This is a genomic window from Rhizobium sp. LjRoot30 (assembly GCF_964253915.1).
Classification (GTDB): domain Bacteria; phylum Pseudomonadota; class Alphaproteobacteria; order Rhizobiales; family Rhizobiaceae; genus Metarhizobium.
In genome coordinates this window covers 1-25481 of the sequence record NZ_CAXUSG020000006.1, presented here as the reverse complement: position 1 = coordinate 25481, position 25481 = coordinate 1, and the positions used below count along the sequence as shown (strand labels likewise).

Annotated in this window: 22 protein-coding genes; 5 read left to right on the top strand and 17 right to left on the bottom strand. The window is 62.1% G+C overall.

Going from position 1 to position 25481, the window contains the following annotated elements:
- Nucleotides 1-9: 9 nt before the first annotated feature.
- The 9 genes from ACSQ3I_RS13705 to scpA form a co-directional block, all read right to left on the bottom strand.
- A complete protein-coding gene (locus tag ACSQ3I_RS13705) occupies nt 10-984 on the bottom strand; it encodes an ABC transporter permease (RefSeq protein ID WP_435999724.1) in 975 nt (324 codons plus the stop codon).
- Nucleotides 981-1949 (bottom strand): ABC transporter permease, encoded by a 969-nt coding sequence (locus ACSQ3I_RS13700; RefSeq protein WP_435999723.1) that lies wholly within the window; start codon nt 1947-1949, stop codon nt 981-983. Before ACSQ3I_RS13700 ends, ACSQ3I_RS13705 begins: the two co-directional genes overlap by 4 nt.
- Before the next feature lie 12 nt (nt 1950-1961).
- On the bottom strand, nt 1962-3446 hold the full coding sequence (locus tag ACSQ3I_RS13695; protein WP_435999721.1) for a sugar ABC transporter ATP-binding protein: 1485 nt from the start codon (nt 3444-3446) through the stop codon (nt 1962-1964).
- A 51-nt stretch (nt 3447-3497) separates the two neighbouring features.
- Entirely contained in the window at nt 3498-4550 is a 1053-nt protein-coding gene (locus ACSQ3I_RS13690) for a sugar ABC transporter substrate-binding protein (RefSeq protein WP_435999719.1), read from the bottom strand.
- 161 nt (nt 4551-4711) lie between these two features.
- Nucleotides 4712-5572: a shikimate dehydrogenase gene (locus tag ACSQ3I_RS13685; RefSeq protein WP_435999717.1), complete on the bottom strand. Its 861-nt coding sequence runs from the start codon at nt 5570-5572 to the stop codon at nt 4712-4714.
- 236 nt (nt 5573-5808) lie between these two features.
- A complete protein-coding gene (locus ACSQ3I_RS13680; RefSeq protein WP_435999715.1) occupies nt 5809-6429 on the bottom strand; it encodes a TetR/AcrR family transcriptional regulator in 621 nt (206 codons plus the stop codon).
- A 90-nt stretch (nt 6430-6519) separates the two neighbouring features.
- The gene (locus ACSQ3I_RS13675) at nt 6520-8409 is read right to left on the bottom strand and encodes a bifunctional sugar phosphate isomerase/epimerase/4-hydroxyphenylpyruvate dioxygenase family protein (RefSeq protein WP_435999713.1); all 1890 of its coding nucleotides are present in this window, start codon (nt 8407-8409) and stop codon (nt 6520-6522) included.
- A 227-nt stretch (nt 8410-8636) separates the two neighbouring features.
- Nucleotides 8637-10724: a putative bifunctional diguanylate cyclase/phosphodiesterase gene (locus tag ACSQ3I_RS13670; RefSeq protein ID WP_435999711.1), complete on the bottom strand. Its 2088-nt coding sequence runs from the start codon at nt 10722-10724 to the stop codon at nt 8637-8639.
- A 281-nt stretch (nt 10725-11005) separates the two neighbouring features.
- On the bottom strand, nt 11006-13144 hold the full coding sequence (gene scpA, locus ACSQ3I_RS13665) for a methylmalonyl-CoA mutase (RefSeq protein ID WP_435999709.1): 2139 nt from the start codon (nt 13142-13144) through the stop codon (nt 11006-11008).
- A gap of 132 nt (nt 13145-13276) precedes the next feature.
- On the opposite strand from scpA, the gene ACSQ3I_RS13660 reads away from it, so the two are divergent.
- Together ACSQ3I_RS13660 and ACSQ3I_RS13655 are read left to right on the top strand one after the other, a co-directional pair.
- The gene (locus ACSQ3I_RS13660; RefSeq protein ID WP_435999707.1) at nt 13277-13546 is read left to right on the top strand and encodes a ribbon-helix-helix domain-containing protein; all 270 of its coding nucleotides are present in this window, start codon (nt 13277-13279) and stop codon (nt 13544-13546) included.
- Entirely contained in the window at nt 13536-13883 is a 348-nt protein-coding gene (locus ACSQ3I_RS13655) for a type II toxin-antitoxin system RelE/ParE family toxin (RefSeq protein WP_435999705.1), read from the top strand. Before ACSQ3I_RS13660 ends, ACSQ3I_RS13655 begins: the two co-directional genes overlap by 11 nt.
- A gap of 5 nt (nt 13884-13888) precedes the next feature.
- Here ACSQ3I_RS13655 and ACSQ3I_RS13650 read toward each other — a convergent pair whose 3' ends face one another.
- Genes ACSQ3I_RS13650 through ACSQ3I_RS13635 form a run of 4 tightly spaced genes read right to left on the bottom strand, consistent with a single transcriptional unit; the run spans nt 13889 to nt 18238 of the window.
- Nucleotides 13889-15895: an acetyl-CoA carboxylase biotin carboxylase subunit gene (locus tag ACSQ3I_RS13650; protein WP_435999704.1), complete on the bottom strand. Its 2007-nt coding sequence runs from the start codon at nt 15893-15895 to the stop codon at nt 13889-13891.
- A 4-nt stretch (nt 15896-15899) separates the two neighbouring features.
- Nucleotides 15900-16274: a hypothetical protein gene (locus ACSQ3I_RS13645; RefSeq protein ID WP_435999702.1), complete on the bottom strand. Its 375-nt coding sequence runs from the start codon at nt 16272-16274 to the stop codon at nt 15900-15902.
- A gap of 4 nt (nt 16275-16278) precedes the next feature.
- Complete coding sequence (locus ACSQ3I_RS13640; RefSeq protein WP_435999700.1) at nt 16279-16653, bottom strand: hypothetical protein; 375 nt, start codon at nt 16651-16653, stop codon at nt 16279-16281.
- Between the two features lie 52 nt (nt 16654-16705).
- Nucleotides 16706-18238 (bottom strand): acyl-CoA carboxylase subunit beta, encoded by a 1533-nt coding sequence (locus ACSQ3I_RS13635; protein ID WP_435999698.1) that lies wholly within the window; start codon nt 18236-18238, stop codon nt 16706-16708.
- Nucleotides 18239-18392: 154 nt separating this feature from the next.
- On the opposite strand from ACSQ3I_RS13635, the gene ACSQ3I_RS13630 reads away from it, so the two are divergent.
- Nucleotides 18393-19802: a helix-turn-helix domain-containing protein gene (locus ACSQ3I_RS13630; protein WP_435999696.1), complete on the top strand. Its 1410-nt coding sequence runs from the start codon at nt 18393-18395 to the stop codon at nt 19800-19802.
- Nucleotides 19803-19805: 3 nt separating this feature from the next.
- Here ACSQ3I_RS13630 and ACSQ3I_RS13625 read toward each other — a convergent pair whose 3' ends face one another.
- The 4 genes from ACSQ3I_RS13625 to ACSQ3I_RS13610 form a co-directional block, all read right to left on the bottom strand.
- Nucleotides 19806-20318, bottom strand: coding sequence for an RES family NAD+ phosphorylase (locus ACSQ3I_RS13625; RefSeq protein WP_435999694.1), 513 nt, complete (start codon nt 20316-20318; stop codon nt 19806-19808).
- Nucleotides 20315-20686, bottom strand: a complete 372-nt coding sequence (locus tag ACSQ3I_RS13620) for an antitoxin Xre/MbcA/ParS toxin-binding domain-containing protein (protein WP_435999692.1) — start codon at nt 20684-20686, stop codon at nt 20315-20317. The genes ACSQ3I_RS13625 and ACSQ3I_RS13620 overlap by 4 nt, the downstream gene beginning before the upstream one ends.
- A gap of 82 nt (nt 20687-20768) precedes the next feature.
- On the bottom strand, nt 20769-21920 hold the full coding sequence (locus tag ACSQ3I_RS13615; RefSeq protein WP_435999691.1) for a GGDEF domain-containing protein: 1152 nt from the start codon (nt 21918-21920) through the stop codon (nt 20769-20771).
- Between the two features lie 150 nt (nt 21921-22070).
- Nucleotides 22071-22757, bottom strand: coding sequence for a phosphoribosyltransferase (locus ACSQ3I_RS13610; protein ID WP_435999690.1), 687 nt, complete (start codon nt 22755-22757; stop codon nt 22071-22073).
- Between the two features lie 197 nt (nt 22758-22954).
- Between ACSQ3I_RS13610 and repA the strand changes: the two genes are divergently transcribed.
- Together repA and repB are read left to right on the top strand one after the other, a co-directional pair.
- On the top strand, nt 22955-24160 hold the full coding sequence (gene repA, locus ACSQ3I_RS13605; RefSeq protein WP_435999688.1) for a plasmid partitioning protein RepA: 1206 nt from the start codon (nt 22955-22957) through the stop codon (nt 24158-24160).
- The gene (gene repB, locus ACSQ3I_RS13600; protein WP_435999687.1) at nt 24157-25194 is read left to right on the top strand and encodes a plasmid partitioning protein RepB; all 1038 of its coding nucleotides are present in this window, start codon (nt 24157-24159) and stop codon (nt 25192-25194) included. The genes repA and repB overlap by 4 nt, the downstream gene beginning before the upstream one ends.
- Nucleotides 25195-25481: the final 287 nt, after the last annotated feature.

Below are 25481 nucleotides of genomic sequence, written 5' to 3'. Positions count from 1 at the left end.
CTGTCTCTTTCACGCTGCAAGCTGCGCCGAAAGCGCAAACTTCCGGCGGCGTACGGCATGGCGGATCACCGCCTCGCCGATGATGACGACGATCAGCAGGGCGCCGGTCGCCAAGCTCTGCATCCAGAATGGCGCGCCCAGCGCGGCTATGCCGCTGACCAGGAAACGGATGGTGAAGAGACCGATGAGAATGCCCGGAATGCTGCCGCGGCCGCCGGAAAGCGCGATGCCGCCGATCAGGCAGGCCGTCACCGCTTCAAGCACGACGGCTTCGAAGCCGAGCGGGCTGGCGCTGCCCGACTTGATCGATAGCAGCGCGCCGGCGAGGCCGGCCAAGGCCGCAGAGAGGGAGAAGATCAGCACGATCGGCCGTTTCATCGAAACGCCGGCGGCGCGCGCCTCGCTGCGCCCGCCGCCGATGGCGAAGACTTCGCGGCCCCAGAGTGTCCGCCGCGACAGGAAATCCACCAGCAGCACCAGGAGCAGCAGGATGATGGAGGGGATGGAGAAGATGAAAAATTTCGTCGACAGGATATCGGTCTGGGCGATGTCCTCGAAGGGGATGAGCGCCGTCTTCTCCTCGGAAATCACCAGCGTCAGACCGCGCAGCGCAATCAGCGTGCCGATGGTGAAGACCATGGAACTGATGTTGAGCCGGTAGATGCAGTAGCCCTGGATCGCGCCGATGACGGCGCAGACCAGGATGACCAGCAGGAAGGCCGGCAGCATGCCGAAGGCGTAGAACTTGATCGACAGGATGCCGGCAAGGGCGGCCATCGAGCCCACCGACAGGTCCATCTCGCCGGCGATCATGGTCAGGCCGACGCCGATGGCGATGATGCCGGCGAGAACCGCACCGTCGAGCAGCGCGGCAACGCCGGCCACCGAATAATAGCTCGGAATGCGGCTGGCGAAGATCAGGTAGACGCCGAGCATCAGGGCGATGCGGGCGAGGTTGCTTCTGGTTTCCGCTGTCATTTTCATCGCGATTTGCCCTGCAGGACGTGAAAGAGGCTGATGGAGACGACCACGAGGAATCCAACGATCGTCATGCGCAGTCCGGCGCTAAAACCGTTGAGCAGCATGAAATTCTGCAGGAGCGCGATCAGGATGGCACCAAGTGCGGCCTGCAGCGGCGAGCCGCGCCCGCCCCGAAGCGCGATGCCACCGACCAGCACCGCGGCGATGTAATCGAAATCATAACCCATGAACAGATCGGCCTTGGCCTGCGAGAATTGCGATACCGTCAACATGGCCATGATCGCCACGCCTGTCGACAGCGCGATGCAGGCGACCGAGGTGACCAGGCCGACCCGCAATCCGCTGGCGATGGCCGCCTGCGGATTGGCGCCGCACAGCACGATCTCACGGCCGAGCTTGAGATGGCGGATGACGAACCAGCTGAGCAACGCGGCCACCACGAAGGCCCAGCTTTGCGTCGGCACGCCGAGCGGACGAGCGGTGCCGATCCACAAGGCGAGATCGCTCTCGATCCGAAGGATGGAATTGCCGCTGAACAGCGCCGCCAGCCCGCGAAAGACCGTTCCGAAGGCCAGGGTGGTGATGATCGGATTGCCGATCAGCGAGATGGCCATGCCTTGCGCGGCGCCGGAGACGGCCGCCAGCAGCAGCGTCAGGACGACACCGGCGGCAAAGCCGAACTGCGCGGTGATCAGCGCGAACAGCACGGCGAGAAGGGCGCCGAGCGAGCTGGCCGACAGGGCGAAGAGGTTGCCGGAAATAGTGATGTAGCTCATGCCGATGGCGACGATACCGGTCAGCGAGGCGGCGCGGATCACCACGAACAGATTGTCCAATGTGGCGAAGGACGGCGTCGTGAACCCCGCCACCGCAACGATGGCGAGGATCGCGGCGAGGCTATAGACCGGCCTCGGGAAGCGTATCCGGCGCTCTGCCGTCGGATTCTGGCTTGTCATGGTCGTACTCATGTTCTGGTCCGTTCAGGCGGCCTGTTCGGCCCGGGTCACGTCGCGGGTGAGGCTTTCGGCGGTCGCGGCATCGGCATCGACGACCTGCACCAGCTGCCCATGGAAAAAGGTGGCGATACGATCGGCAAGGCCGAGCACTTCCTGCGTATCGGACGAAGCGAAGATGATCGACAGGCCGTCATCGGCCAATTCGCGCAGATGCTTGTAGATTTCGGCGCGGGCGCCGACATCGACGCCGCGCGTCGGTTCCTCGACGAGAAGCACCTTGGGATTGAGCCCGATCCACTTGCCCAGCGCCACCTTCTGCTGGTTGCCGCCGCTGAGATTGCCGGCGAGCCGGCTGAAATAGCGTTCGTCCAGCCCGAATTTTGCGGCGATCGAGCGGATGTGCCCCTTTTCGAGGCTACCCGACAGCAGCTGGAAGCGGCTGATCGATGAGAGCGCCGGCGCGGAGAGGTTTTCCGGCACCGAGCGCACCGCAAAGATGCCGTCGCGCTTGCGGTCGTCGGAGCAATAAACGACCTTGCTGGCGATGCCGTCCGCGACGTTTTTCGGTGCGTAAGCCTTGCCTTCGAGGAAAATCGCGCCAGAGCCGAGAGGCGTTACGCCGGCCAAGAGCCGCAAGATCGTGCTGGCGCCGCTGCCGACCTGCCCGGCCAAAGCCAGGATCTCGCCGGAGCGGACGGAAAGCGAAACCGGGGCCTTGAGGCCCGGCGCCATGCAGCCGTCGAGGCGAACGGCTTCCGCGCCCAGTCTGGCTGCGCGTGGCGGGAACATTTTTCCAAGCTGGCGGCCGAGCATGGCCTCGATCAGCGTGTCGATGGAAAGCGTTGCCGTTTCCATCGGCGCAAAACTCTTGCCGTTTCGCAGCACCGTCACCCGGTTGGTGAGTTCGAAGACCTCCGGCATGCGGTGCGTGACGTAAATGACCGCGCAGCCATCGGCGGCAATTGCCCGAACCGCAGCCTTGACGCGGACGATCTCGGATTCGGACAGGGCTGCCGTCGGCTCGTCGAGGATGGCGATGCGCGCCTTGCGCGACAGGAGCCGGGCAATTTCGATCAGCTGCCGCTCCGCCACGGAATAGTTTTCGGCCAGCGCCAGCGGATCGACATAATCCAGCCCGACGCGGTCGAGATAGGGTCTGGCCATCTCGGCGAGCCTGGCGGCGGAGCGCATGATGCCGATGGAGGAATCGCCGAGAAAGACGTTTTCGGCCACCGACAGGCTGTCGATGATCGACAGTTCCTGCGCCACGTAGCCGACGCCGGCGGCGCGGGCCTGGCCCGGCGAGCGGATGGCGACGGGTTTGCCGTCGATCTCGATGCTTCCCTGGTCGCAGGGCTCGATGCCGGCGAGGATCTTCACCAGCGTCGACTTGCCGGCGCCGTTCTCGCCCATCAGCGCCATCACCTCCCCCGCCTTGACGGCAAGGCCCACCCCGTCGAGCACCAGAGTGGGGCCGTAACGCTTGACGATATCGGTCATCACGAGCATGGCAGAAATCCCGGTAAGAAGGCGTCGCGCCGGGGCGCGACGCGGCAGGTATCAGAAATTGCAGAGCTGGTCCGCGGTCTTGCCCCAAAGCTTGGCGGCATCATAAGCGGCCTGCGTGTTTCCGACAGCCGGGTTGGGCAGGAAATTGTACTTGTAGAGCGGATCGGCATCCGAGGGGGCTGCATCCGGCGTGCCCTCCAGGTACTTTTCGCCGTCGACGACCTTGCCCTGCGCGACATATTTGCCGAGCGCCTGCACCGCCATCCAGCCTTCCCAATAACCGGACTGGATTGCCGTGCCGGCGATTTCGCCGCTCTTCACATGCTTGGAATCGCCATGGCACGTGCCGCCGACGATGAAGATGTCCTTGCCCGGCGTCAGGCCGTTTTCTTTTGCCGCCTGCGCGGCTGCACCTGCAAGCGAATCGTTTTCCGTATAGAGCCAGGTCAGCTCGCCCTTGTGGGCGGGGATGATCTGGGATGCGACCTTGTAACCCTCGTCTTCAAGGAAGCCTGCGGTCGGCACGACGTCGAGCACGGTCAGCTTGCCCTTCACCGCATCCTGGAAACCGGTCGCACGGTCGTCACCAGCCGAAACGCCGGCCGGGAAACGGATGATGGCGCCCTTGTCGCACTTGATCTCGGCCTTGGCGCACGCCTCCAGCAGGATCTCGGCAGCGGTCTTGCCGCTCAGGAAGTCGTTGGCGCCGGCATAGGCCGTCCAGAAGGCTTCCGTGCCCTTGATCGGATACTGGTTGGAGACGATGACCGGCGCGCCGGACTGCGACAAGGCGCGCAGCGAGGCGACGCCGGCGGCATTTTCGAACGGCCACCAGACGTAACCGGCAACCTGTTCGCCGGAAGCGAGCTGCTGCTGAACCTGGCTGTCCTGTTCGGCCTGGTTGAAGTTGTTTTCGATCACCTTGACGTCGTAGCCGAGTTCCTTGGCCTTGTCCTTGGCGCCCAGCTGGAACTGGCCGATATAGGGGTTCGTGCTCGACGGCACGAAGACGACGACCGAGCCCTTGCTTTCGGCATAGGCGGCGGATGCGGCAAGACCGGCAACGAAGGATGCGGCGATTGCGAGTGTCATTTTCAGTTTCATGTAGTCTCCTCCCATGGCCATCGAGGCCTTTTAAGCCGCTCTGCGGCGTTTCTCATGCGATTCTTTCGTTTCTCCGTCCCTCCTGACGGGAGAACGCTCTATCCTTTTGTTTCTACGCAATTCCGGACGCAAAACCGCTCCGCACTTTTGCTGGAATTGCTCTAGATACCCCCTCCCTCGCCGAGGGAGCCGAAGTGCCGGATCATGCGCTCGGCATCGGGTGCGATGCCGGTAAACAGTTCGAAGGCGCCGACGGCCTGGTACACGGCCATGCCGCCGCCATTCACCACCCGGCAGCCACGTTTGGAGGCTTCGGTCAGAAGCGCCGTTTCCAGCGGAAAATAAACGATCTCGGCGACCCAGTGCCGGGACTGCAGCAGATCGACATCGAGCGGCAGGCCGGGGTGCGACGCCATGCCCGTCGGCGTAGCATGCACCAGCCCGTCGGCCGCCTGCAGTGCCTGCGCCATGTCGATACCCGGCTTGAAGGTGCAGCCGGGATGCTTGGTCGCCAGCTGCAGGATCAGTGCCTCCGTCCGGCTTGCGTCGAGGTCGAAGACATGCACCGTCTGCGCCCCCATGCTCGCCAGCGCATGCGCCACGGCGAGGCCGGCGCCGCCGGCGCCGATCAGCACGACCTCGTCGACCTGCACATCCGGAAGCCCGCGCCAAAAACCCTTGGAAAAGCCGGACCAGTCGGTGTTGTGGCCGACCCGCCGGCCGTTGGTGAAAGTGACCGTGTTGATCGCACCGAGAACGGCGGCGTCCATGGAGAGTTCGTCCACGAACTGCGTTGCCGCCTGCTTGCAGGGATGGGTGATGTTGAGGCCGGCAAAACCGTCACGCTCGGCGCGATCCATCAGCTGCGGCAGTGCATCCACGCCGAGACCCAGCGCCGACAGATCGATCAGGTCGTATCGATAGTCGATGCCGTTCATGCGTCCTTCCTGGACATGCATGGCGGGCGTGCGCGATCTGCCGATATCGCTGCCGATCAGGCCCACGCGAATAGGCCGTGTCATTGTCTCTGCCACCGAAGAAAAACTCCACCCAAACCCTGCCGATCCATCCCGGCATTATCCTCGTCGTCAAAATGTACGAACTGGTTAGTAAAGTCAATCGCCGCAAAAAGCTTTTCCCGCGGAATGGCATTTTTGCGCGGTGATTGAGCGAAAAATGGCCAAGCGGAGCCACGTCGCGATGGCGGCGAAACCGCAAAAAAAATAAAAATATCAGTTAGTTGTGAAGAATCTGGTCGTCAGGACCGGAGATAGGCGAGAATCATATCGCAGATCATCTGCCGGTGGCGGACCTTGAGGTCGCCGTCCATCAGGTCGCGATTGAAGATCGCGCCAAAGGTGTGGCGGTTCGAGACCCGGAAGAAACAGGCGGCGCTGATCATCTGGTGCAGGTCAACGGGATCGACCTTGCGCCGGAAGGCGCCGCTTTCCTCGCCGCGGGCCAGAATGGCGGCGATGATGTCGATGGCGCCGGAATTGGTCCGCCGCAGCACGTCGGAATTCTTCAGGTGTTCGGCGCGGTGGATGTTTTCGATGCTGACCAGCTGGACGAAATCGGGATTGGCGTCGTCATGGTCGAAGGTGCTGGTGATCAGGCTGCGCATCGCCTCTTCCGGCTCGAGATTCTGCAAATCGAGGCGGCTTTCCAGCGAACGGATCTTGGCGTAGGCCCGTTCCAGCACGGCGAGATACAGGCCTTCCTTGCTGCCGAAGTAATAATACAGCATGCGCTTCGAGGTCTTGGTCTTCTCGGCGATGGTATCGACGCGGGCGCCCGAAAATCCGGCATCGACGAATTCTTCCGTCGCAACCTGCAGGATGTTTTCCTTCGTGCCGTCAGGGTCGTTCTTGCGTCCCACGCGTGTCTGCGCAAGGTTCACTTTGCCATTCGCTTTCTGAAAATCATGCTCGTCCTCATCGTCATGGATAGCCTCACGAAATGCCGCCGGTCAACTGCGCGGCATCGTTTCGGGCCGCATGTGCCGCTTCTGCGCGGCGATGCGGAAAATCGCATTGGGGGCGCCGTAGCCGCGATAACCGCGCCGCTGGACGATTTCGAAGAAGAAACCTTCGCCGTAAACCGGGCTGTAGAGCTGGAAATATTCCCCGCCTTCGTCCCGGTCGTAGAGGATATTGTTGGCCCTGAGCTTTTCGGCGAAATCAGGTTCCAGTCCGAACCGGGCCTCGATGTCGTCGTAGTAGTTGCGGCTGATCTCCAGTGGCCTGAAACCGTTCGCCGCAAGGGCTGTAGCCGTCGCCAGGATGTCGTCGGTCTGGAACGCCACGTGCTGGATGCTCGGTCCAAAATTTTCGGTGATGAAATGGCCGGCGAAGGTACGGTGGTTCTCGGCGCCGTTCAGGGTGATGCGCATGCTGCCCGTCTCGTTCGCCACCACCTGGCTGCGCACGACGCCGGCGGGATCGATGATATCCACCACCGGCGTTTTCTCCGCCTTGAAGAGCGAGGTGTAAAAAAGCACCGTCGACAAAAGCTCGTCATATCGGACGGTCTGGGCGATGTGGTCGATGGCATCCAGACCTGCCGGTAGAGTTGGCGCGGTTTCGTCTTCCGTCACGAATTCCGCCGTCCAGATGTTTTCCAGCTCCTCGCTATGGTCGAGGAAATAATAGACGCCGCCGCCGGGGCCGAAAACGCCCGGCAGTTTCGTTTCGCCGGGACCGGGTTGCTGGGTGAATTCCTCGGCACCAAGGCCCACCGCCCGCACCACCGCCTGCCGGGCATCGGCAACCTTCAGGCCTACGGCATAGGCTGTCGTGCCATGCACATTGAAGGCGGCATTGGCAAATCCGGTCGATTCGGTGTTGACGACGATGCGGATGCGGCCCTGCTGGTAGACGACGACCGACTTGCTGGCATGCCGGGCGACCTTTCGGAAACCGAGCACGCGCAGCAGAGCGACCATATCCTTTGCTTCGCGTTCGTCGGCGGCAAATTCGATGAAGACGAAATCCTCGACGTCGATCCGGTCCGGCAGATGCGGCAAGGTGAGCGCGGCATCCGGCTCGATCCGGCGCACCTGGTCGCCGAGATAGACCAGCGACCGCCGGCCATCGGCGGCGATCATCCGCGTCGAGCCGCCACGGAACTGGTCGTTGAAAATCTCCAGCGAAAAATAGCCGTCATATCCGGTGGCCGCGACGGCACGCGTGAAATCGCTGACCGGCAGGTCACCCTCCCCCGGCATGTTCCTGTAGTGCCTGCTCCAATAGAGCAGGTCCATGGAGATCAGCGGCGCATCCGCCAGCTGGACGATGAAGATCTTTTCTTTCGGGATCGAGCGAATGGAGTTGACCGCGATCTTCCTTGCCAGCGTGTGAAAACTGTCGAGGATCAGGCCGATATTGGGATGGTCGGCGCGCCGGACGATTTCCCAGGCGTCGCGATGATCGCTGATATGGCGTCCCCAGGCGAGTGCTTCGTAGCCGATCCGCAGCCCGCGTTTTGCTGCCCGCTCTCCCAGTTCACGAAAATCGGCGGCTGCCCGGTCCAGCCCACCAAGCGCAATCGGCGAGACGTTCGAGCAGACCAGCACCAGGTCCGTGCCCAGTTCCTGCATGATATCGAATTTCCGCTCGGCCCGGTCGAAATTGCGACTGCGCTGTGGTTCGGGCATGCCTTCGAAATCGCGAAACGGCTGGAACAGGGTGATCTCCAGGCCATGATCGCGGACGATGCGGGCGACCTCCTGCGGACGTTTGTCGAAGACAAGCAGGTCGTTTTCGAAGATTTCGACGCCGTTGAAACCCGCCGCGGCAATCGCGGCGAGCTTCTCGTCCAGTTCCCCGCTGACCGACACCGTGGCGATAGAGGTTTTCAAGGCATCTCCTCCCAATATGTACTAACTAGTTCGAATACAAATAGATCAGTTTCACCCGACAAGCAAATGGCCGATCAAGCGCAGAAGGAAATCGGTGAAGGAAAATGGCGACCGGCCTGCATCGAGGTGGATGCGCCTGCATCAGTTACGGAGAAACGCGCAAATACCCCGGGCGCGCGGACAATGCCGTGTCCGCCGATGGCTCTGTCCGCCTGATGGCCTCGAACTTAAAAGCAGTCGCGGTGTTCGCGGATCTTTCCGTCGGGAAGGCCGGCGAGCATGGTCCTGATGGCCTCGGCCTTGAGGGGGAAGCCGAAGAGAAAACCCTGCACTTCGTCGCAGCCTTCGGCGGCAAGGCAGGCATATTGCTGTTGGGTCTCCACGCCTTCCGCGGTCACGGTGGCACCGAAACTCTTGCCCAGCCCAATCACGGCACGGACGATCGCCAGGTTTTCCCGGGATGCGGTCAGGTCGGCGATGAAGGATCGGTCGATCTTCAGCTTGTTGAAGGAGAAGGAACGAAGGTAGGCTAGGCTCGAATAGCCGGTGCCGAAATCGTCGAGCGCGATACGGACGCCGAGCTGCTGCATCTGGTTGAGGATGCGGACGTTTTCCTGGCTATCGGCCAGCAGGACGGATTCGGTGATTTCCAGTTCGAGGCGGTCGGGTGAAAGATTGGATTGCTCCAGGGACCGCATCACATCCGCGGCGAGACCGAAGCCGGTGAACTGACGCGGCGACAGGTTGACGGCGACCCGGATGTTCCCCGGCCATCTCGCCGCTTCGGCGCAAGCCTGCTGCAGCACCCATCGGCCGATCGGCTCGATCAAGCCTGAAGCCTCCGCCACCGGGATGAATTCCGCCGGAGAGATCAATCCCCGCACGGGATGACGCCAGCGCAGCAGCGCTTCGCATCCGACGATCCGGCCGGAACCGGCGCAGACGATCGGTTGGTATTCGAGGTGAAGCTGCTGCTTTTCCAGTGCCTTGGCCAGCTCGTTGCGCAGGAGGCGTTCACGGTCGGCCCGTTCCTCCATCTTGAATTCGAACCAGGCGAAATCCCCCCTGCCCGTTGCCTTCGCGGCATAGAGGGCAAGGTCGGCGCGTTTCATCAGCGCGTCGGAGTTGCTGCCATGCGCCGACCGCAGCGCTATGCCGGCACTGCAGCCGATGGAAACGATCTGCCCATCGATCGTGAAGGGCTCGCAAAGCGCCGAGATCAGGGAGCGCGCCAGTTCCGAGGCGCTTTCCTGGCCAACCAGACGACGGTGAAGAATCCCGAATTCATCACCCCCAAGCCGTGCGATCACGTCGTCTTCGCCCTTGAGCGCGAGCATGCGTTTCGAAACCTGCCGCAGCAATTCGTCGCCGGCATGGTGCCCGAGACTGTCGTTGATCGCCTTGAACCGGTCGAGGTCGAGAAGCAGCAGCGCGAAATCCGCATCCCCGCCGTCGCCTTCCAGTTCCCGGTTGAGAAGGTTTTGAAACTGCAGCCGGTTGGGCAGGTCGGTCAGCACGTCGTGCAAGGCCAGATGGCGGCTTCGCTCGTCGGCCCGCAATTTTTCGGTGACGTCTTCCGAAATGCCGAGCAGGTAACGCGGCTTGCCGTTGACGTCGGGGACGCCGACTTTTTGCGTCCGAAGCCTGCGGATGCCGACCGGTGTCGTCAACGGTTCGTTTTCGATCGTCACCAACCTGCCGGAGGCGACGACCGCCTGATCGGCGGTGCGGAATCGCTGGGCATCGTCACTGTCGAAGAGATCGAAGTCCGTCTTGCCGATCAGATCGCCCCGGTCCAGGCCGAGCAATTCCTCACCCGCCTTGTTCAGAAGCACAAACCGCCCGTCCTGGGCATCCTTGACGAACACCATGGAGGGAATGCTTTCGACAATAGCGTCGAGAAAGATCTGCGTGCTTTTCAGTTCCACGGAGGCCTGCTCGCGCTCTGTAACGTCGATGTTCCAGAAGGCGACGCAGTCCGTACCCCGATGGCGGATCCTCCGGGCAAAGGTGAGGACCCTGATCCTTTCACCATTCGATTTCACATGGGTGAACGAACGGTCCGGTTGAAAGCTATCGCCGAAATTCATCATTGCCTGTCGAACGATGCCCCGGTCTTCTTCCTGGCAGACGTCGAGCAGGTTCTTTTCGAGAAGGGTTTCCCGGTCGTAGCAATAGAGCGCGCAGGCCGCATCGTTGACCGCGACAAAGAACAGGGTCGCGGCGTCGAGTATCCACATGGGGATCGGATTTTGCTCGAAAAGCATCGAGAAAGCCCAGTCGAATTCCGCCAGACGCACTGCACTGGGCGTCAACTTTTCCGAAGGAGCGTTTGAAAATTCAGGATGAACAACGCCGATGCTGTCTTGGCCGAGGCAACGACCAGCCTCCGATGGCAGCATCAGTTCTTTCGTCTTCACCTAGATTTTTCCTCACCACGATCAACGCAGACGGAGCAGATTTGTCCATCTCTTGGTCAACCCAATTGTATGATTATAGGCTTTCGGTGAATTTAATTATATTCGAAAAAACTCCTCTAGTATTATTCATAGTTTTCGCGTTTTTACCGCCAAATTGCAAATTGAGGCGTGCGTTACTACGCGTTTCGCAACCTGCCCTGCATAAGATCGAGAACCGCCCGAGCCGCTTCAAGCACATTGGTACCGGGGCCGAAGACGGCCGAGACGCCATTGTCGAGCAGGTACTGGTAATCCTGCCGCGGAATGACACCGCCGACCACGACGATGACGTGTTCCGCGCCCTTCGCCTTCAACGCTTCGACCAGTTGCGGCGCCAGCGTTTTGTGGCCGGCGGCAAGCGACGACATGCCGACGACGTGCACCTTGCTGGCGATCGCGAGATCCGCAGTTTCTTCCGGTGTCTGGAACAGCGGGCCGGCCAACACCTCGAAACCGATGTCGCCGAAGGCCGAGGCAATGATCTTGGCGCCGCGATCATGGCCGTCCTGGCCGAGCTTGGCGACCATGATCTTCGGCCTGCGTTTCAGCTCGGCGGCAAAATCGTCGATGCGGGTGACGAGGTTCTGATATTCGGGATCCTTGTCGTAGGCCGGGCCGTAGACATCTCGCACGACGACGGGGACGGCGGAGTGATCGTTGAAGACGGCGCGCATGGCATCGGAAATCTCGCCGACCGTGGCGCGCTCGCGGGCGGCCTCGACGGCGGCGGCAAGCAGGTTGCCGGTGCCGGAGCGGGCAATCTCGGTCAGGGCTTCGAGAGCAGCCGTGACGCGGCGGGAATCGCGGCGCCGCTTGGTGTCTTCGATGCGGCGGATCTGGGCATTGCGCACGGCGGCGTTGTCGACTTCGAGGATGTCGAGCTGGTCCTCGGTTTCAAGGCGGTACTTGTTGACGCCGACGATGACCTCCTCGCCGCGGTCGACGGCGGCCTGGCGGCGGGTGGCGGCTTCTTCGATCAGCCGTTTAGGCAGGCCTTCGGCGACGGCGCGGGTCATGCCGCCCATGGTTTCCACCTGTTCGATCAGCTCCCACGCCTTGGTGGCGAGGTCGTTGGTCAGGCTTTCGACGTAATAGGAGCCGGCGAGCGGATCGACCACCTTGGTGACGCCGGTCTCGTGCTGCAGGATCAGCTGGGTGTTGCGGGCGATGCGGGCGGAAAAATCCGTCGGCAGGGCAATCGCTTCGTCGAGGGCGTTGGTGTGCAGCGACTGGGTGCCGCCAAGTGCTGCCGAAAGCGCCTCGTAGGCGGTGCGGATGACGTTGTTATAGGGGTCCTGCTCCTGCAGGGAGACGCCCGATGTCTGGCAATGGGTGCGCAGCATCAGCGACGACGCCTTCTTCGGCTGGAACTCCTCCATGATCCGCGACCAGAGCAAGCGGGCGGCGCGCAGTTTTGCCGCTTCCATGAAGAAGTTCATGCCAATGGCGAAGAAGAAGGACAGTCGGCCGGCGAAATCGTCGACGTTCAGCCCCTTTTCGAGCGCGGCCCGGACATATTCGCGGCCGTCCGCCAGCGTGAATGCCAGCTCCTGCACCAGTGTCGCCCCGGCTTCCTGCATGTGGTAACCGGAAATCGAGATGGAGTTGAATTTCGGCATCTCCTTCGACGTATACTCGATGATGTCGGCAATGATCCGCATCGAGGGTTCCGGCGGGTAGATGTAGGTGTTGCGGACCATGAACTCCTTGAGGATGTCGTTCTGGATCGTTCCCGAAAGTTCCGCGCGTGAACAGCCCTGCTCCTCACCGGCGACGATGAAGTTGGCGAGAATCGGGATGACGGCGCCGTTCATGGTCATCGAGACGGACATGTCCTTCAGCGGGATGCCGTCGAACAGGATCTTCATGTCCTCGACCGAGTCGATGGCGACACCCGCCTTGCCGACATCGCCGACCACACGCGGGTGGTCCGAGTCGTAGCCGCGATGGGTGGCGAGGTCGAAGGCAACCGACAGGCCTTTCTGGCCGGCCGCGAGGTTGCGGCGGTAAAAGGCGTTGGATTCTTCGGCGGTGGAAAAGCCGGCATATTGCCGGATCGTCCAGGGGCGGCCGGCATACATGGTGGCGCGCGGGCCGCGAACGAAGGGCTTGAAGCCGGGTAGCGAATTCAGATGGTCCATACCCGCCAGATCGTCAGCCGTATAGAGCGGCTTGACGTCGATACCTTCGGGTGTGTGCCAGACAAGCGTTTCCGGCGAGGCCTTCAATTCCTTCTCGGCCAGTGCGGCCCAGTCCTGAACGGTTTTTTCCGACATCGTTTTTTCCTCGACATGGGGTGCGCCGGAGAGCGCTTGATTCAATTTTGGGCCTGATACCCGGCACTGCGGCCGATATTGACCGGAGTGCTACTCAGTAGTAAATTTCGCGGTCAACAGGAGTTATCTGATATGGTCGTAAAAGCCTCGGTCTCCATCTCCAATCAGCAGGAGAGTTTTGCGCGCAAACTCGTCGAGGACGGGCGTTATGCAAGCCTGAGCGCGGTGGTCCAGCGCGGCCTGGAGCTGGTTCGCGAAGAGACGGAACTGAAGGATGCCGAACTCGCAGCGCTGAAGAGGCTGCTGCTGGATCGAATGCAGGGCGAATTCCTGACGATGGAAGAGAGCGACAGGCAGATCGATGACATGATCGCAAGAAAGAAGGCCGAACTTGGCCTATAGAATAGTCCGTTCGCCGGCGATCGAACGGGATCTCGACATCGTTTTCGACCACCTGTTTCAATCCTACCTGACACTTGGCGATTCGGTGCTGGAGGCATTCGAACGCGCGACGCAACGTATCGCTGCCCTCCGATCGGACATGAATACCCTGGCGCTGGCGCCACACCAGGGAACGCTGCATGCCGATCTTGGCTCGGGATTGCGCCACGTCACGAAAAACCGGGCTATATTCTACTTTGACGTCGACGATACCGCCAAAACCGTACGCATCCTTGCGGTGTTCTTCGGCGGCCAGGACCACCAGCGGCTGATGCTGCGGCGTCTGGGCAGCGACTGAAGACATCACTCGAATTCCATGATCAGTTCGTCGACCGCAAGGCTCTGTCCTGCGGCAACGGCGACCCGCTTCACCACACCCCGCTTCTCGGCGCGCAAAATATTTTCCATCTTCATCGCCTCGACCGTGGCGAGCGCCTGACCGGCCTCGACCTGATCGCCATCGACGACGGCAACGGAGGTGATGACGCCCGGCATCGGGCAAAGCAGCATCTTCGAGGTATCCGGCGGCAGCTTGACCGGCATCAGCCGGGCAAGGGCGGCGACGCGTGGTTCGCGGACGTGGGCAACCACGTCCATGCCGCGCCAGCGCAGGCGGATGCCGGTGCCGGTCCGTGCGACCTTGATGCCGAGCGGCGCGCCGTCGATGGTGAAATGCGCGTGCGTCTGGCCCGGCAGCCAGCCGCCGGCGACCGTCACCCGGCCGCCATCGGTGAAAACGACGGCGGTGCCGTCGGCGGAAGTCTCCAGCGTCACCGGGAATTCATGGTCTGCGAGCTTCACCACCCAGTTCTGGCCGATGATCCGGCGATGGTTGCCGATGGTGCCGGAAATCTGCACCGCGCGGGCCTGCTGCGTCTGGTTGACGACGGTGGCGATCGCCGCGAGCTTGTGCAGGTCCCCCTCCCCCGGCTCGACGCCGAGAAAACCTTCCGGGAATTCCTCGGCGATGAAGGCCGTCGTCAGGCGACCGTCACGGAACCGCTCGTGCTGCATGACGGCGGAGAGGAAGGGCAGGTTGTGGCCGATGCCGTCCACCTCGAAATCGTCGAGGGCTGCGCTCATGGCATCGATGGCCGTCAGGCGATCGGGTGCCCAGGTGCAGAGCTTGGCGATCATCGGGTCGTAATACATCGAGATTTCGCCACCTTCGAAGACGCCGGTATCGTTGCGCACGATGGTGCCGTCGTCCTTCTTGCCCTCTGCCGGCGGGCGGTAACGCGTCAGCCGGCCGATGGACGGTAGGAAGTTGCGGAACGGGTCTTCGGCATAAAGGCGGCTTTCGACCGCCCAGCCGTTGAGCTTGACGTCATCCTGGCCGAAGGACAGTTTTTCACCCGAGGCAACACGGATCATCTGCTCGACGAGGTCGATGCCGGTGATCAGTTCCGTCACCGGATGTTCCACCTGCAGGCGGGTGTTCATTTCCAAGAAGTAGAACTTGTTGGCCTTGCCATCGACGATGAATTCCACCGTGCCGGCGGAATGGTAACCGACGGCTTTCGAAAGCGCCACCGCCTGCTCACCCATGGCCTTGCGGGTCGCCGGATCGAGGAAGGGCGACGGCGCCTCTTCAATGACCTTCTGGTTGCGGCGCTGGATCGAGCATTCGCGCTCGCCGAGGTAAAGCACCGTGCCGTGCTTGTCGCCCAGCACCTGGATTTCGATGTGGCGCGGCTCGGTGACGAATTTTTCGATGAAGATACGGTCGTCGCCGAAGGAGGATTTCGCCTCGTTCTTCGAGGACTGGAAACCTTCGCGCGCCTCCTGATCGTTCCAGGCGATGCGCATGCCCTTGCCGCCGCCGCCGGCGGACGCCTTGATCATGACGGGATAGCCGATTTCGGCAGAGATCTTCACCGCCTCGTCGGCATCGGCGATCAGGCCCATGTGGCCGGGCACGGTGGAAACGCCGGCCTCGGCTGCGAGCTTCTTGGAAGTAATCTTGTCACCCATCGCCTGGATGGCGCCGACCGGCGGACCGATGAAGGCGACGCCTTCTTTCTCCAGCGCTTCGGCAAAGGCGGCGTTTTCCGACAGGAAGCCGTAACCCGGATGCACGGCGTCGGCGCCAGTCTTGCGGATCGCCTCGATGATCCTGTCGATGACGATATAGGACTGCGACGACGGCGCCGGGCCGATATGCACCGCCTCGTCGGCCATGCGCACATGCAGGGCATCGCGGTCGGCATCGGAATAGACGGCGACGGTGGCGATGCCGAGTTTTTTGGCCGTCTTGATGACGCGGCAGGCGATTTCACCACGGTTGGCGATCAGGATCTTCTTGAACATGCTGTCAGGATTCCTTCGGATTCTCGAAGGCGGCCGGAAAATTCTTGCGCGCCAGTGGTTCGTTGAATTTCAGCAGCGCCTCGTAGGAGGCGGGATCGAAACCGCGCTCGGCCGGCAGGATTTCCCGGCCGAACAGGCGGCACAAGCGCTCGCCGTCGAGATTGCCGCGCTGGAACGGCTCCGTGCCGAAATATTGCCACACGGCCTCCACGAAGCCGATATCGGCCAGCGCGACCGTCTGGTCCATCGTCCGGTGCCGCGGCCAGGCGCTCAGCACGGTCGGCTTGGGGTTTGCCCGACGCAGGGTATACTGCCATTGGGTGCCGAGCAGGCCGGCCGGAAAACCACGATGCTTGGGCATTTCGGGGGTCTTGGCCATGGCGTCAGATTTCTATCACGTCTTCGAAAGCCTGCGGGAAGTTTTTCCGTCCCACACGCTCGTTGATCTGCAGCATCGCCTGATAGGAAGACGGATTGAACGGTTTTTCGGCCGGAACGACCTCCCTGTCGAACAGCCGCGACAAACGGCCGGCATCGAGATTGCCGCGTTCGAACGGTTCGGCGCCAAAATAGTGCCAGAGCGCATGCAGGAAGGCCGCATCTCCGAGCGTCTCGTTCTTGTCGCGGTCGTTGTTGCGCGGCCATGCGGCGAGTTTCGTCACCTTCGGGTTGGCCCGCCGGATGGTGAATTGCCATTTCATGCCGGTAAAACCGGTCGGGAACCCGCGATGCCGGGTCATTTCGGGGATATCTGCCATCAGTCTTTATCCATCGCTGTGTGTGCCAATCTCATATCGGAGGATATAACACTCACAACGGGATCGTATCGTGCTTCTTCCACCGCGGTTCCACCTGCTTGCCGCGCAGAGAGGCGAAGGCGCGGGCGATGCGGCGGCGGGAGGAATGCGGCATGATCACCTCGTCGATGAAACCACGTTCGGCGGCGACGAAAGGATTGGCGAAACGCTCTTCATATTCCTTGGTGCGGGCGGCGATCTTTTCGGGGTCGCCGAGCTCCGAGCGGTAGAGGATTTCCGTCGCGCCCTTGGCGCCCATGACGGCGATCTCGGCGGTCGGCCAGGCGTAGTTGACGTCGGCGCCGATATGTTTCGAGGCCATGACGTCGTAGGCGCCGCCATAGGCCTTGCGGGTGATCAGCGTCACCATCGGCACGGTGGCCTGGCTGTAAGCAAAGAGAAGTTTTGCGCCGTGCTTGATGACGCCGCCATATTCCTGTGCCGTTCCCGGCAGGAAACCCGGCACGTCGACCAGCGTCAGGATCGGGATCGAGAAGGCATCGCAGAAGCGCACGAAGCGGGCCGCCTTGCGCGAGGAGTCGATATCGAGGCAGCCGGCGAGCACCATAGGCTGGTTGGCGACGACGCCCACCGTTTCGCCTTCGATGCGGATGAAGCCGGTGATGATGTTTTTGGCGTAGGCTTCCTGGATCTCGAAGAACTCGCCTTCATCCGCCACCGCGTGGATCAGCTCCTTCATGTCGTAGGGCTTGTTGGAGCTGTCGGGGATCAGCGTGTCCAGGCGGTTTTCGAGGCGGGCCGGATCGTCGTGGAAGGGACGGACGGGCGGCTTCTGGCGGTTATTGAGCGGCAGGTAGTCGAACAGCAGCCGGACCTGCTCCAGTGTTTCGATGTCGTTTTCATAAGCGCCGTCGGCGACGGAGGATTTTTGCGTGTGGGTGCGGGCACCACCGAGTTCTTCGGCGGTGACGATTTCGTTGGTGACGGTCTTCACCACGTCCGGGCCGGTGACGAACATGTAGGAACTGTCGCGCACCATGAAGATGAAGTCGGTCATGGCAGGCGAATAGACCGCGCCCCCGGCGCAGGGGCCCATGATGACGGAGATCTGCGGCACGATGCCGGAGGCCTCGACGTTGCGCTTGAAGACCTCGGCATAACCGGCGAGCGAATCGACGCCCTCTTGGATGCGGGCGCCGCCGGAATCATTGAGGCCGATCACCGGAGCGCCGTTGCGCAGCGCCATATCCATGATCTTGCAGATTTTTTGCGCATGCGTTTCGGAGAGGGAGCCGCCGAGCACGGTGAAATCCTGGGAGAAGACGTAGACCTGGCGGCCGTTGATCGTGCCCCAGCCGGTGACGACGCCGTCGCCGGCGACCTTCTGCTCCGCCATGCCGAATTCCGTCGCCCGATGAGTGACGTACATGTCGTATTCCTCGAAGGAACCCTCGTCGAGCAGCACCTCGATGCGCTCGCGGGCCGTCAGCTTGCCCTTGGCGTGCTGGGCGTCGATGCGGCGTTGGCCTCCGCCGAGCCTTGCTTCTGCCCGGCGGGCTTCGACCTCGGCGAGAATGGCGCGCATGAATTGTCCTCTCATTGTCTCATGTCCGGCTCGCCTGCTTCGGCGCCCGGATGTCTTGTTTCACATAGCGCCGCAATGGGCGGAACAAAACAGTTGATCAGGTGCAACAGCGTAATGTACAAAATTGCAAACTGTAAATTGCGAATTTGCGAATATGGCGATCGGCAAACTTTTCATCGGCAGGAAGGTGCGGGAACTGCGCGAGGCCAACCGCGCGACCCAGGGGCAGTTCGCCGAACGCATTGGCATCTCCACCAGCTATCTCAACCAGATCGAAAACAACCAGAGGCCGGTTTCCGCCTCGGTGCTTCTGGCGCTGGCGGAAAAATTCCAGATCGACATCGCCGATCTTTCCTCTGGCGAAGGCGATCGGCTGCTGTCGGCTCTCTCCGAGGCGCTGTCGGACCCGCTGTTCGAAAACTATTCGCCGAGCCTGCAGGAATTGAAGCTGGTCACACAAAATGCGCCGGGTCTGGCGCATGCGCTGATCAGCGTCCACCAGGCCTATCGCCGCAACAGCGAGCAGCTGGCCAGCTTCGACGACACGCATGCGGCAACGCTGACGGAGACGACGCCTTATGAAGAAGTCCGCGACTTCTTCCATTTCGTCGACAACTATATCCATGACATCGACATGCTGGCCGAACGACTGGCAGCGGCTTTGGGTATCGGCGAAGGCGACAGTCACGGTTTGATGTCGACCTATATAGAGAGACACTACGGCGTGCGAGTGGTGCGAGGCCCTGCCGATAGCGAGGAGTTGCGCCGCTACGATCCGAAATCCCGCATCCTGACGCTCAGCCCCTATGCCCCCGCCCCCACCCGCGACTTCCAGATCGCGCTGCAGATCGCGCAATTGCATGCCGGCAAGGAGATCGATGCGGTGATATCGGGTGCCGGTTTCCGGACGCAGGAAGCGGCGGATATCTGTCGCATCGGCCTGCATAATTATTTCGCCGGCGCCCTCACCCTCCCCTACCAGCCGTTCCTCAGGGCGGCGCGTGAGTTGCGCCACGATCTCGAATTGCTGGCGGCCCGCTTCGGCGCTTCGCTGGAGCAGGTCTGTCACCGGCTCTCGACATTGCAGCGGCCGGGCGCCAAGGGCATCCCGATCTTCTTCGCCCGCATCGACCGGGCCGGCAACATCACCAAGCGCCACAGCGCCGCAAAACTGCAGTTCGCCCGCTTCGGCGCCGCCTGTCCGCTCTGGAACGTGCACCAGGCCTTCGAGATGCCGGGGCGGATGATCCGCCAGTTGGCCGAAACGCCTGATGGCGTGCGCTATCTCTGTCTGGCAACGCAGGTGACGAAGGGCGGCGGCAGTTTTGGCGCGCCGCGGCCGAGTTATGCCATTGCGCTCGGCTGCGAGATCTCCGATGCGGCGAATTTCGTTTATGCCGACGGGCTGGACATGGGCAGCCGCGGCGCCTTCGATCCGATCGGCATTTCCTGCCGCATCTGCGAGCGGACGAAATGCGCCAGCCGCGCCGTGCCGCCGCTGAAGCGCAAGCTCACCATCGACCACACCTTGCGTGGCCCCCTCCCCTACCGCATTGCTGATTGAACTTCAGATCCAGGAGGCCGGCGTTTTCGGCAGTCGCGCATCCGGATCGACGGCGTTCAGCTTCGGGCCTTTCGCCGCATTCCAGCGCCACAGGGCAAGGCAGGTGCCGCCGGGCGACATGTAGGATGGGTAGATCACGCCGTGGTAGTCGTCGGCGATCAGGGTTTCGCGGGTCGTGTAGGTCTCGGGCACCCGGCCGGCATCGACCTCGTCGCGCCATTCGCAGGCATGAATGGTCCTGTCTATCCCGAGCGCCTTGCACTCGGCGGGGTCGGTCAGATCTGCGAGTTTAGCATCTGTTAATTCTAATTGGACGATCAGCGCCGGATGCTGGACGAAACCCTGGTTATATTCCGCCCAGGCCGTGGAGAGTTCCAGCGCCGCATAGATCGTCGGTGCGCCCACCGGATTCCAGCGGCCGCCGAAGCGGCCGGCACCATCACCGGAGAGCGGCATATAGGCCCAGCGCGGCACATAGGCGCGCCAGAGCAGCAGCGGATCCGCTCCGACGATCACGCATAGACACCGGAGCGAACTGCCTCGAGATAGGCAAGCACCTTGTCGCTCTTGCCCTCGCCCACCAGGTCATAAGCGGTCTTGCCGGCCCAGCCGGGGATCGGCTGGTGCTTGAACCAGATGACGGCGCGCTTTTCGTCGCCGGCCATCTCGCTCGCCATGGCGATGATGCGGACGATGCTGCTCAAGGCGCTATCGACCTTGCGGGCGCTGGATTTTGCCGTCAGCGTGTTACGGGCGATGCCGGCGAGGCGCGCAAGCTCGGACAGCGTCAGGCCCAATTGCTCGGAAACCCGGCGCGCCGAAAGAAAAGGCGCCTGTTCATCGCTGAAGCGGGCTGCCGGAATGTCAAAAGAAACGGCTCCCATGGCAAACTCCTGGCATGTATTGATCGTTCGGCTATCAATCTATGCTCAAAGCAGGCCTATTTCAAGCAAGCGAGACAGGATATCAGACTGCCCAGAGGTAGTTGGAGACCGATACCCGGTTCCGGCCTTCATGTTTTGCGGCATAAAGCGCCTTGTCTGAAGCATTCAGCACCGCGTCCAGCGACAGGCCGCCTTCCGTGCCAAAGGCAATGCCGGCGCTGACCGTAGCGCGGATCGTGCCGCCATCGATGTGGATATCATGGGTACTGAAGGCGGTCCGGATATTTTCGGCAATACGCTCTGCCACACCGGGTTTCACGCCGTCGAGCACGAGTGCGAATTCTTCGCCGCCAAGGCGGACTGCGGCATCCGTCGTGCGGGAGTGAAGTTCGATCTGCCGGGCAAACATCTTCAAAACCTCGTCGCCGACCGCGTGCCCGTAGCGGTCGTTGATGGCCTTGAACATGTCGAGATCGAACAGCACGACGGCCGTGTCGGGGCCGATGACCCGGTTGCTATAGCGATCGAACAAGGCTCGCCGGTTCAGCAAGCCCGTCAGGGCATCGGTGGTCGCTTCCTTCTTGTGAACCTGCGCCAAGCGCCATTGGTTGAGGCCGAACGACAAGGCACCGATACTGCTCAGGCCGGCAATGCAGGCGATCAGATTGACCGTCTCGGCCCAGTTCTGCGGCGGCCCGGCAATGACCAGCTTGCCGTCGGCGATCAGCACCGCGGCGCAGAGGGCAAAGGACAAGCCGACGAGGGAATAGAGCACCGTGAGCGCCAGCACGGGTGTCGGCGCCTCCTTGTAGTTACGGGCATGCTCCAGCGCCGTCAGCAACAGCAATGTCGTCGCAAACACATTCATCAGAATGATCGTCACACCATTCCATTCCATCACGAAGGCCGGGATGGCGATGACGGTGGGAATGATGACGGCGAGCAGCACGCGCGGCATCGGCAGCCGTCGCGTGCGAAACTGGTAGGCGGCGCCGTAGACGAAGGCAAAGCCGCCGGTCAGGAAAATATAGGTGGCGATCAGCAGGGCGTTGTCCCGGTATTCCGCATAGGCGCTGTAGGTGAAAACCGTTGCGACCACGCAAAAGGTACCGCAAGCCCAGGTCAGTAGAAAACGCTCCGAGCGTGCCGCGACCCAACTGCCGAGCAACGTTACTCCGAGACATCCGGCCGAAAAACCGGTGGCGAGCAGCAAGGAATTATAATCGAGCGACATGGCCGGCCTTTTCCTACGCCATGGCTTCATGCTGGCGCAGGTGAAAACTACCACTCAAGAGGTATCTGAAATCTTACCGTCATTGTGTGCGGCTTTGAAGCGTTCTGTCGTTCCGGTAACATTTTCGTTGGAAACTGTCGCAGGATTGCGTCAACGCGGCACCCGCCAGCGGCCGCTTTCGCTTTTGACCAGCATCGGCGTCGCCAGCACGCCTCTCACCGCATCGAGTGCAGCCGGTGCCTCAGCCGCCAGCTTGTCCTTCCAGCGATCCGACTGCAGCATCGCCGCGCCGGTCGTAACGATGTCGATGCCGCAGTCCATCATCAGCGACAGACCGGCGAGGATGGACGTGCCGCTGGAAATGACATCATCGACCAGCGCCACCCGACGACCGCGCAACAGCGGCAGCATGCGCGGGTCTATATAGAGCCGCTTGCCCTGCCCCGGCGTGGTGATCGACGACAGCGGCACGGACAGCGCGTCCTGGTACCAGAATTTTCGGGAGGTGCCGAGCGGCACGTAGCGGGAATGCCCGAGCGCGCGCGCCACGGCGGCCGCCAGGGTCAGGCCGAGCGTCGGCAGGCCGACCACCACATCGGGTGCGAAAGGACGCAGCTTCTCCGCAAGTGCTGCGGCCAGCATGTCCTGAACCGGAAAGCTCGCCTGGTTGATGATCAACGAGGCAAGTGCGTGTTTGCCGTCCGCCAGCGGTCGGATCGGCAGGAGAAGACGCCGCCCGTCTTCCAGGCTGGCCGGAAATGCGGTGTCGAATTCCCTGTCTTCTTCGGGGCCTGCCGGCAGGATGTCCTGCCAAAAATGTTCCGGCGCGATGCTCATGGTCTCTCCGCGAAATGTCCCCCCTCCCCTACCGCGAAACTGCAGCTGCGCAAATCGGCTTGTCGGGAGAACGCCGTTAACCTTTTGTTAACCAAAAAAAACTGGACAAATCAGCGATTGCGGCCTCATACCTTTGCTGACGGTTTTTACGCCGATTGCGCCGAAAAAGCATCAATCGAACGCCTGGAACGGAAATCATGACACAAGCCGCCGTCCGTGAGGAAACTCCGGAAAAGATCATCCGCTATTCGGAGTTGCTCTCGGAAAAGCTGTCGGCCCTGCGGTTGGCGCTCTATCCGCCGGAAGCCCGCAAGACGTTGCGCACATTCACGACACTGGAAGTGGCGCAGATGCTCGGCATGTCTGAATCCTCGATTCGCACCATCGATCTCTCGGGCACCGGGCCGGAGCCGCAACGGCTCGCCAACGGCCGGCGCGCCTTTACCCTGGCACAGATCAATGAGCTGCGCGCCCATTTTGCCGGCCGCCGCAGCAATGCCGCCGATGCTGCCGAAATCATGCCGCGCCGCCGCGCGGGCGACAAGCTGCAGGTCATCGCCGTCTCCAATTTCAAGGGCGGCTCGGGCAAGACGACGACCTCGGTGCATCTGACCCATTACCTCGCTCTGCAGGGATTGCGGGTGCTGGCCATCGATCTCGATCCCCAGGCGTCGCTCACCTCCATGTTCGGCCTGCAGCCGGAATTCGATGTCGGCCAGAACGAGACGCTTTATGCAGCCCTGCGCTACGATGCAGAACGCCGGCCGATGGCGGAGGTTGTCCGCAAGACCTATTTCGAAGGCATCGATCTCGTGCCCGCCAATCTCGAACTGGCCGAATACGAGCACGATACGCCGCGGGCGCTGGCGACGCGCGAGGCAGGTGCCGAACTGTTCTTTCAGCGGGTGGCCGCAGCGCTTGGTGAAATCGAGGAACATTATGATGTCGTCGTCATCGACTGCCCGCCACAGCTCGGCTTCCTGACGTTGGGCGCCTTGTTTGCCGCAACCGGCGTGCTCGTCACGGTGCATCCGGCGATGCTCGACGTTGCCTCCATGAGCCAGTTCCTGCTGATGGCCGGCGAACTGATGAGTGTCATCCGTGAGGCGGGCGGCCGGCTGGAGCACGACTTCCTCAAATTCGCCTTGACCCGGCACGATCCCAACGATCACCCGCAACTGCATGTCGTCGCGCTGTTGCGCAGCCTGTTCACCGATGCGGTGCTGAAACATCCGATTGTCGAGACCACGGCCATCGCCAATGCCAGCATCGAACGCAAGAGCCTCTACGAGATCGAGCGCACGTCTATCGGCCGGGAGACGCTGAACCGGGCGCTGGAATCGATCAGCGCCGCCAATGCCGAGGTCTTCGACCTGATGAAGCAAGCCTGGGGCCGCAAATGAGCAAGAAACCTTCCTCGCGCAATTCGATGCTGAGCGCGTTGATGACAAGCCAGGCGGCGCCCGCCGCGGCTCCGGAACAGAAGACGGCAACCGTCGAGGCGCCGACGCTGGCGCCGCGGGACGGAGATTTTCAGCCGCGCGTCAGCGCCGGTGCGGTCGGCGCGCTGAAGAATACGCTGGCGCATATCACCAAGGAGGGCAGGGTGGTCGAGATCGACCCGGCGATGATTTCGCCGTCGCCTTTCCCCGATCGCATGGACGGCGCCGAAGATGCCGAGGCGATCGAAGCGCTGGCCCAGTCGATTGCCCGCTCGGGACAGGAAGTGCCGGTGTTGGTGCGCTCGCATCCGGCCGAAGCCAATCGCTACCAGACCATCTATGGCCACCGCCGCGTCAAGGCGATCGCGGCGCTGGGGCAGGGGCTGAAGGTTCGGGCGATCGTCCGCGAGCTTTCCGATGGCGAACTGCTGATCGCGCAAGGGATCGAGAATTCCGCCCGCCAGGATCTCTCCTGGATCGAGAAGGCGATGTTCGCCCGAAGGCTGGAGCAGTTCGCCCGCGACAGCGGCCGCGATCCGACGGCCTTTGCCATGGAAGCGCTTTCCCTGCATGCGCCCGACGTCAGCCGCTTCCGCACCACGTTGGAGATCATCCCCGACGACATCGTCGCGGCCATCGGTTCCGCGCCGAAGACCGGCCGCACGAAATGGCTGAAGCTCTACGGCCTGGTGAAGGATGACGGCACGGCGCTCGCACGGATGCGCGGCTTGAAGGCGGCGAGGGGATTTGCCGGAAGGGCAAGCGATGACCGTTTCTCCGAAATGCTGAAAGCCGCTGCCTCCAAACCGGGGTTTGAAAGCGAGGCACCCGAAGGCATCCTCGCCGGAAGCGACGGCCAGCCGCTCGGATCCATCGACCGCCGGCGGACGGCGACAAAGTTCACCTTCACCGATCATGGCTTCGCGGCATATCTTGAAGGCCGCCTTGCCGACCTCCATGCAGAATTTCTCGCGGCCGCGGAAGGCCGCGATTAGCAGCTGCTAAGTACCGGTACTCTTGCTGCGGCCGTAGCTGCGGTAAGAGCCGGATAGCCACCCCGCGTGTCCGCCCGGATCCATTGCCGGTGCCCTGCCGGTAAATGGCGGCGGTTTGCTGCCGATTTGAAACGGCGTTTCACTCCACCCCTTCTTTTTTCTCCGTACACCTCACGCCAAGCGATAAAACAACAGCTGACGCCTGGAAATTTCCTCAGACGTTAACCATATTTATCCGCACGGCGCGTCTCGCGTAGGGTAATGCCGGGCGGAAATCTGAAAATCAT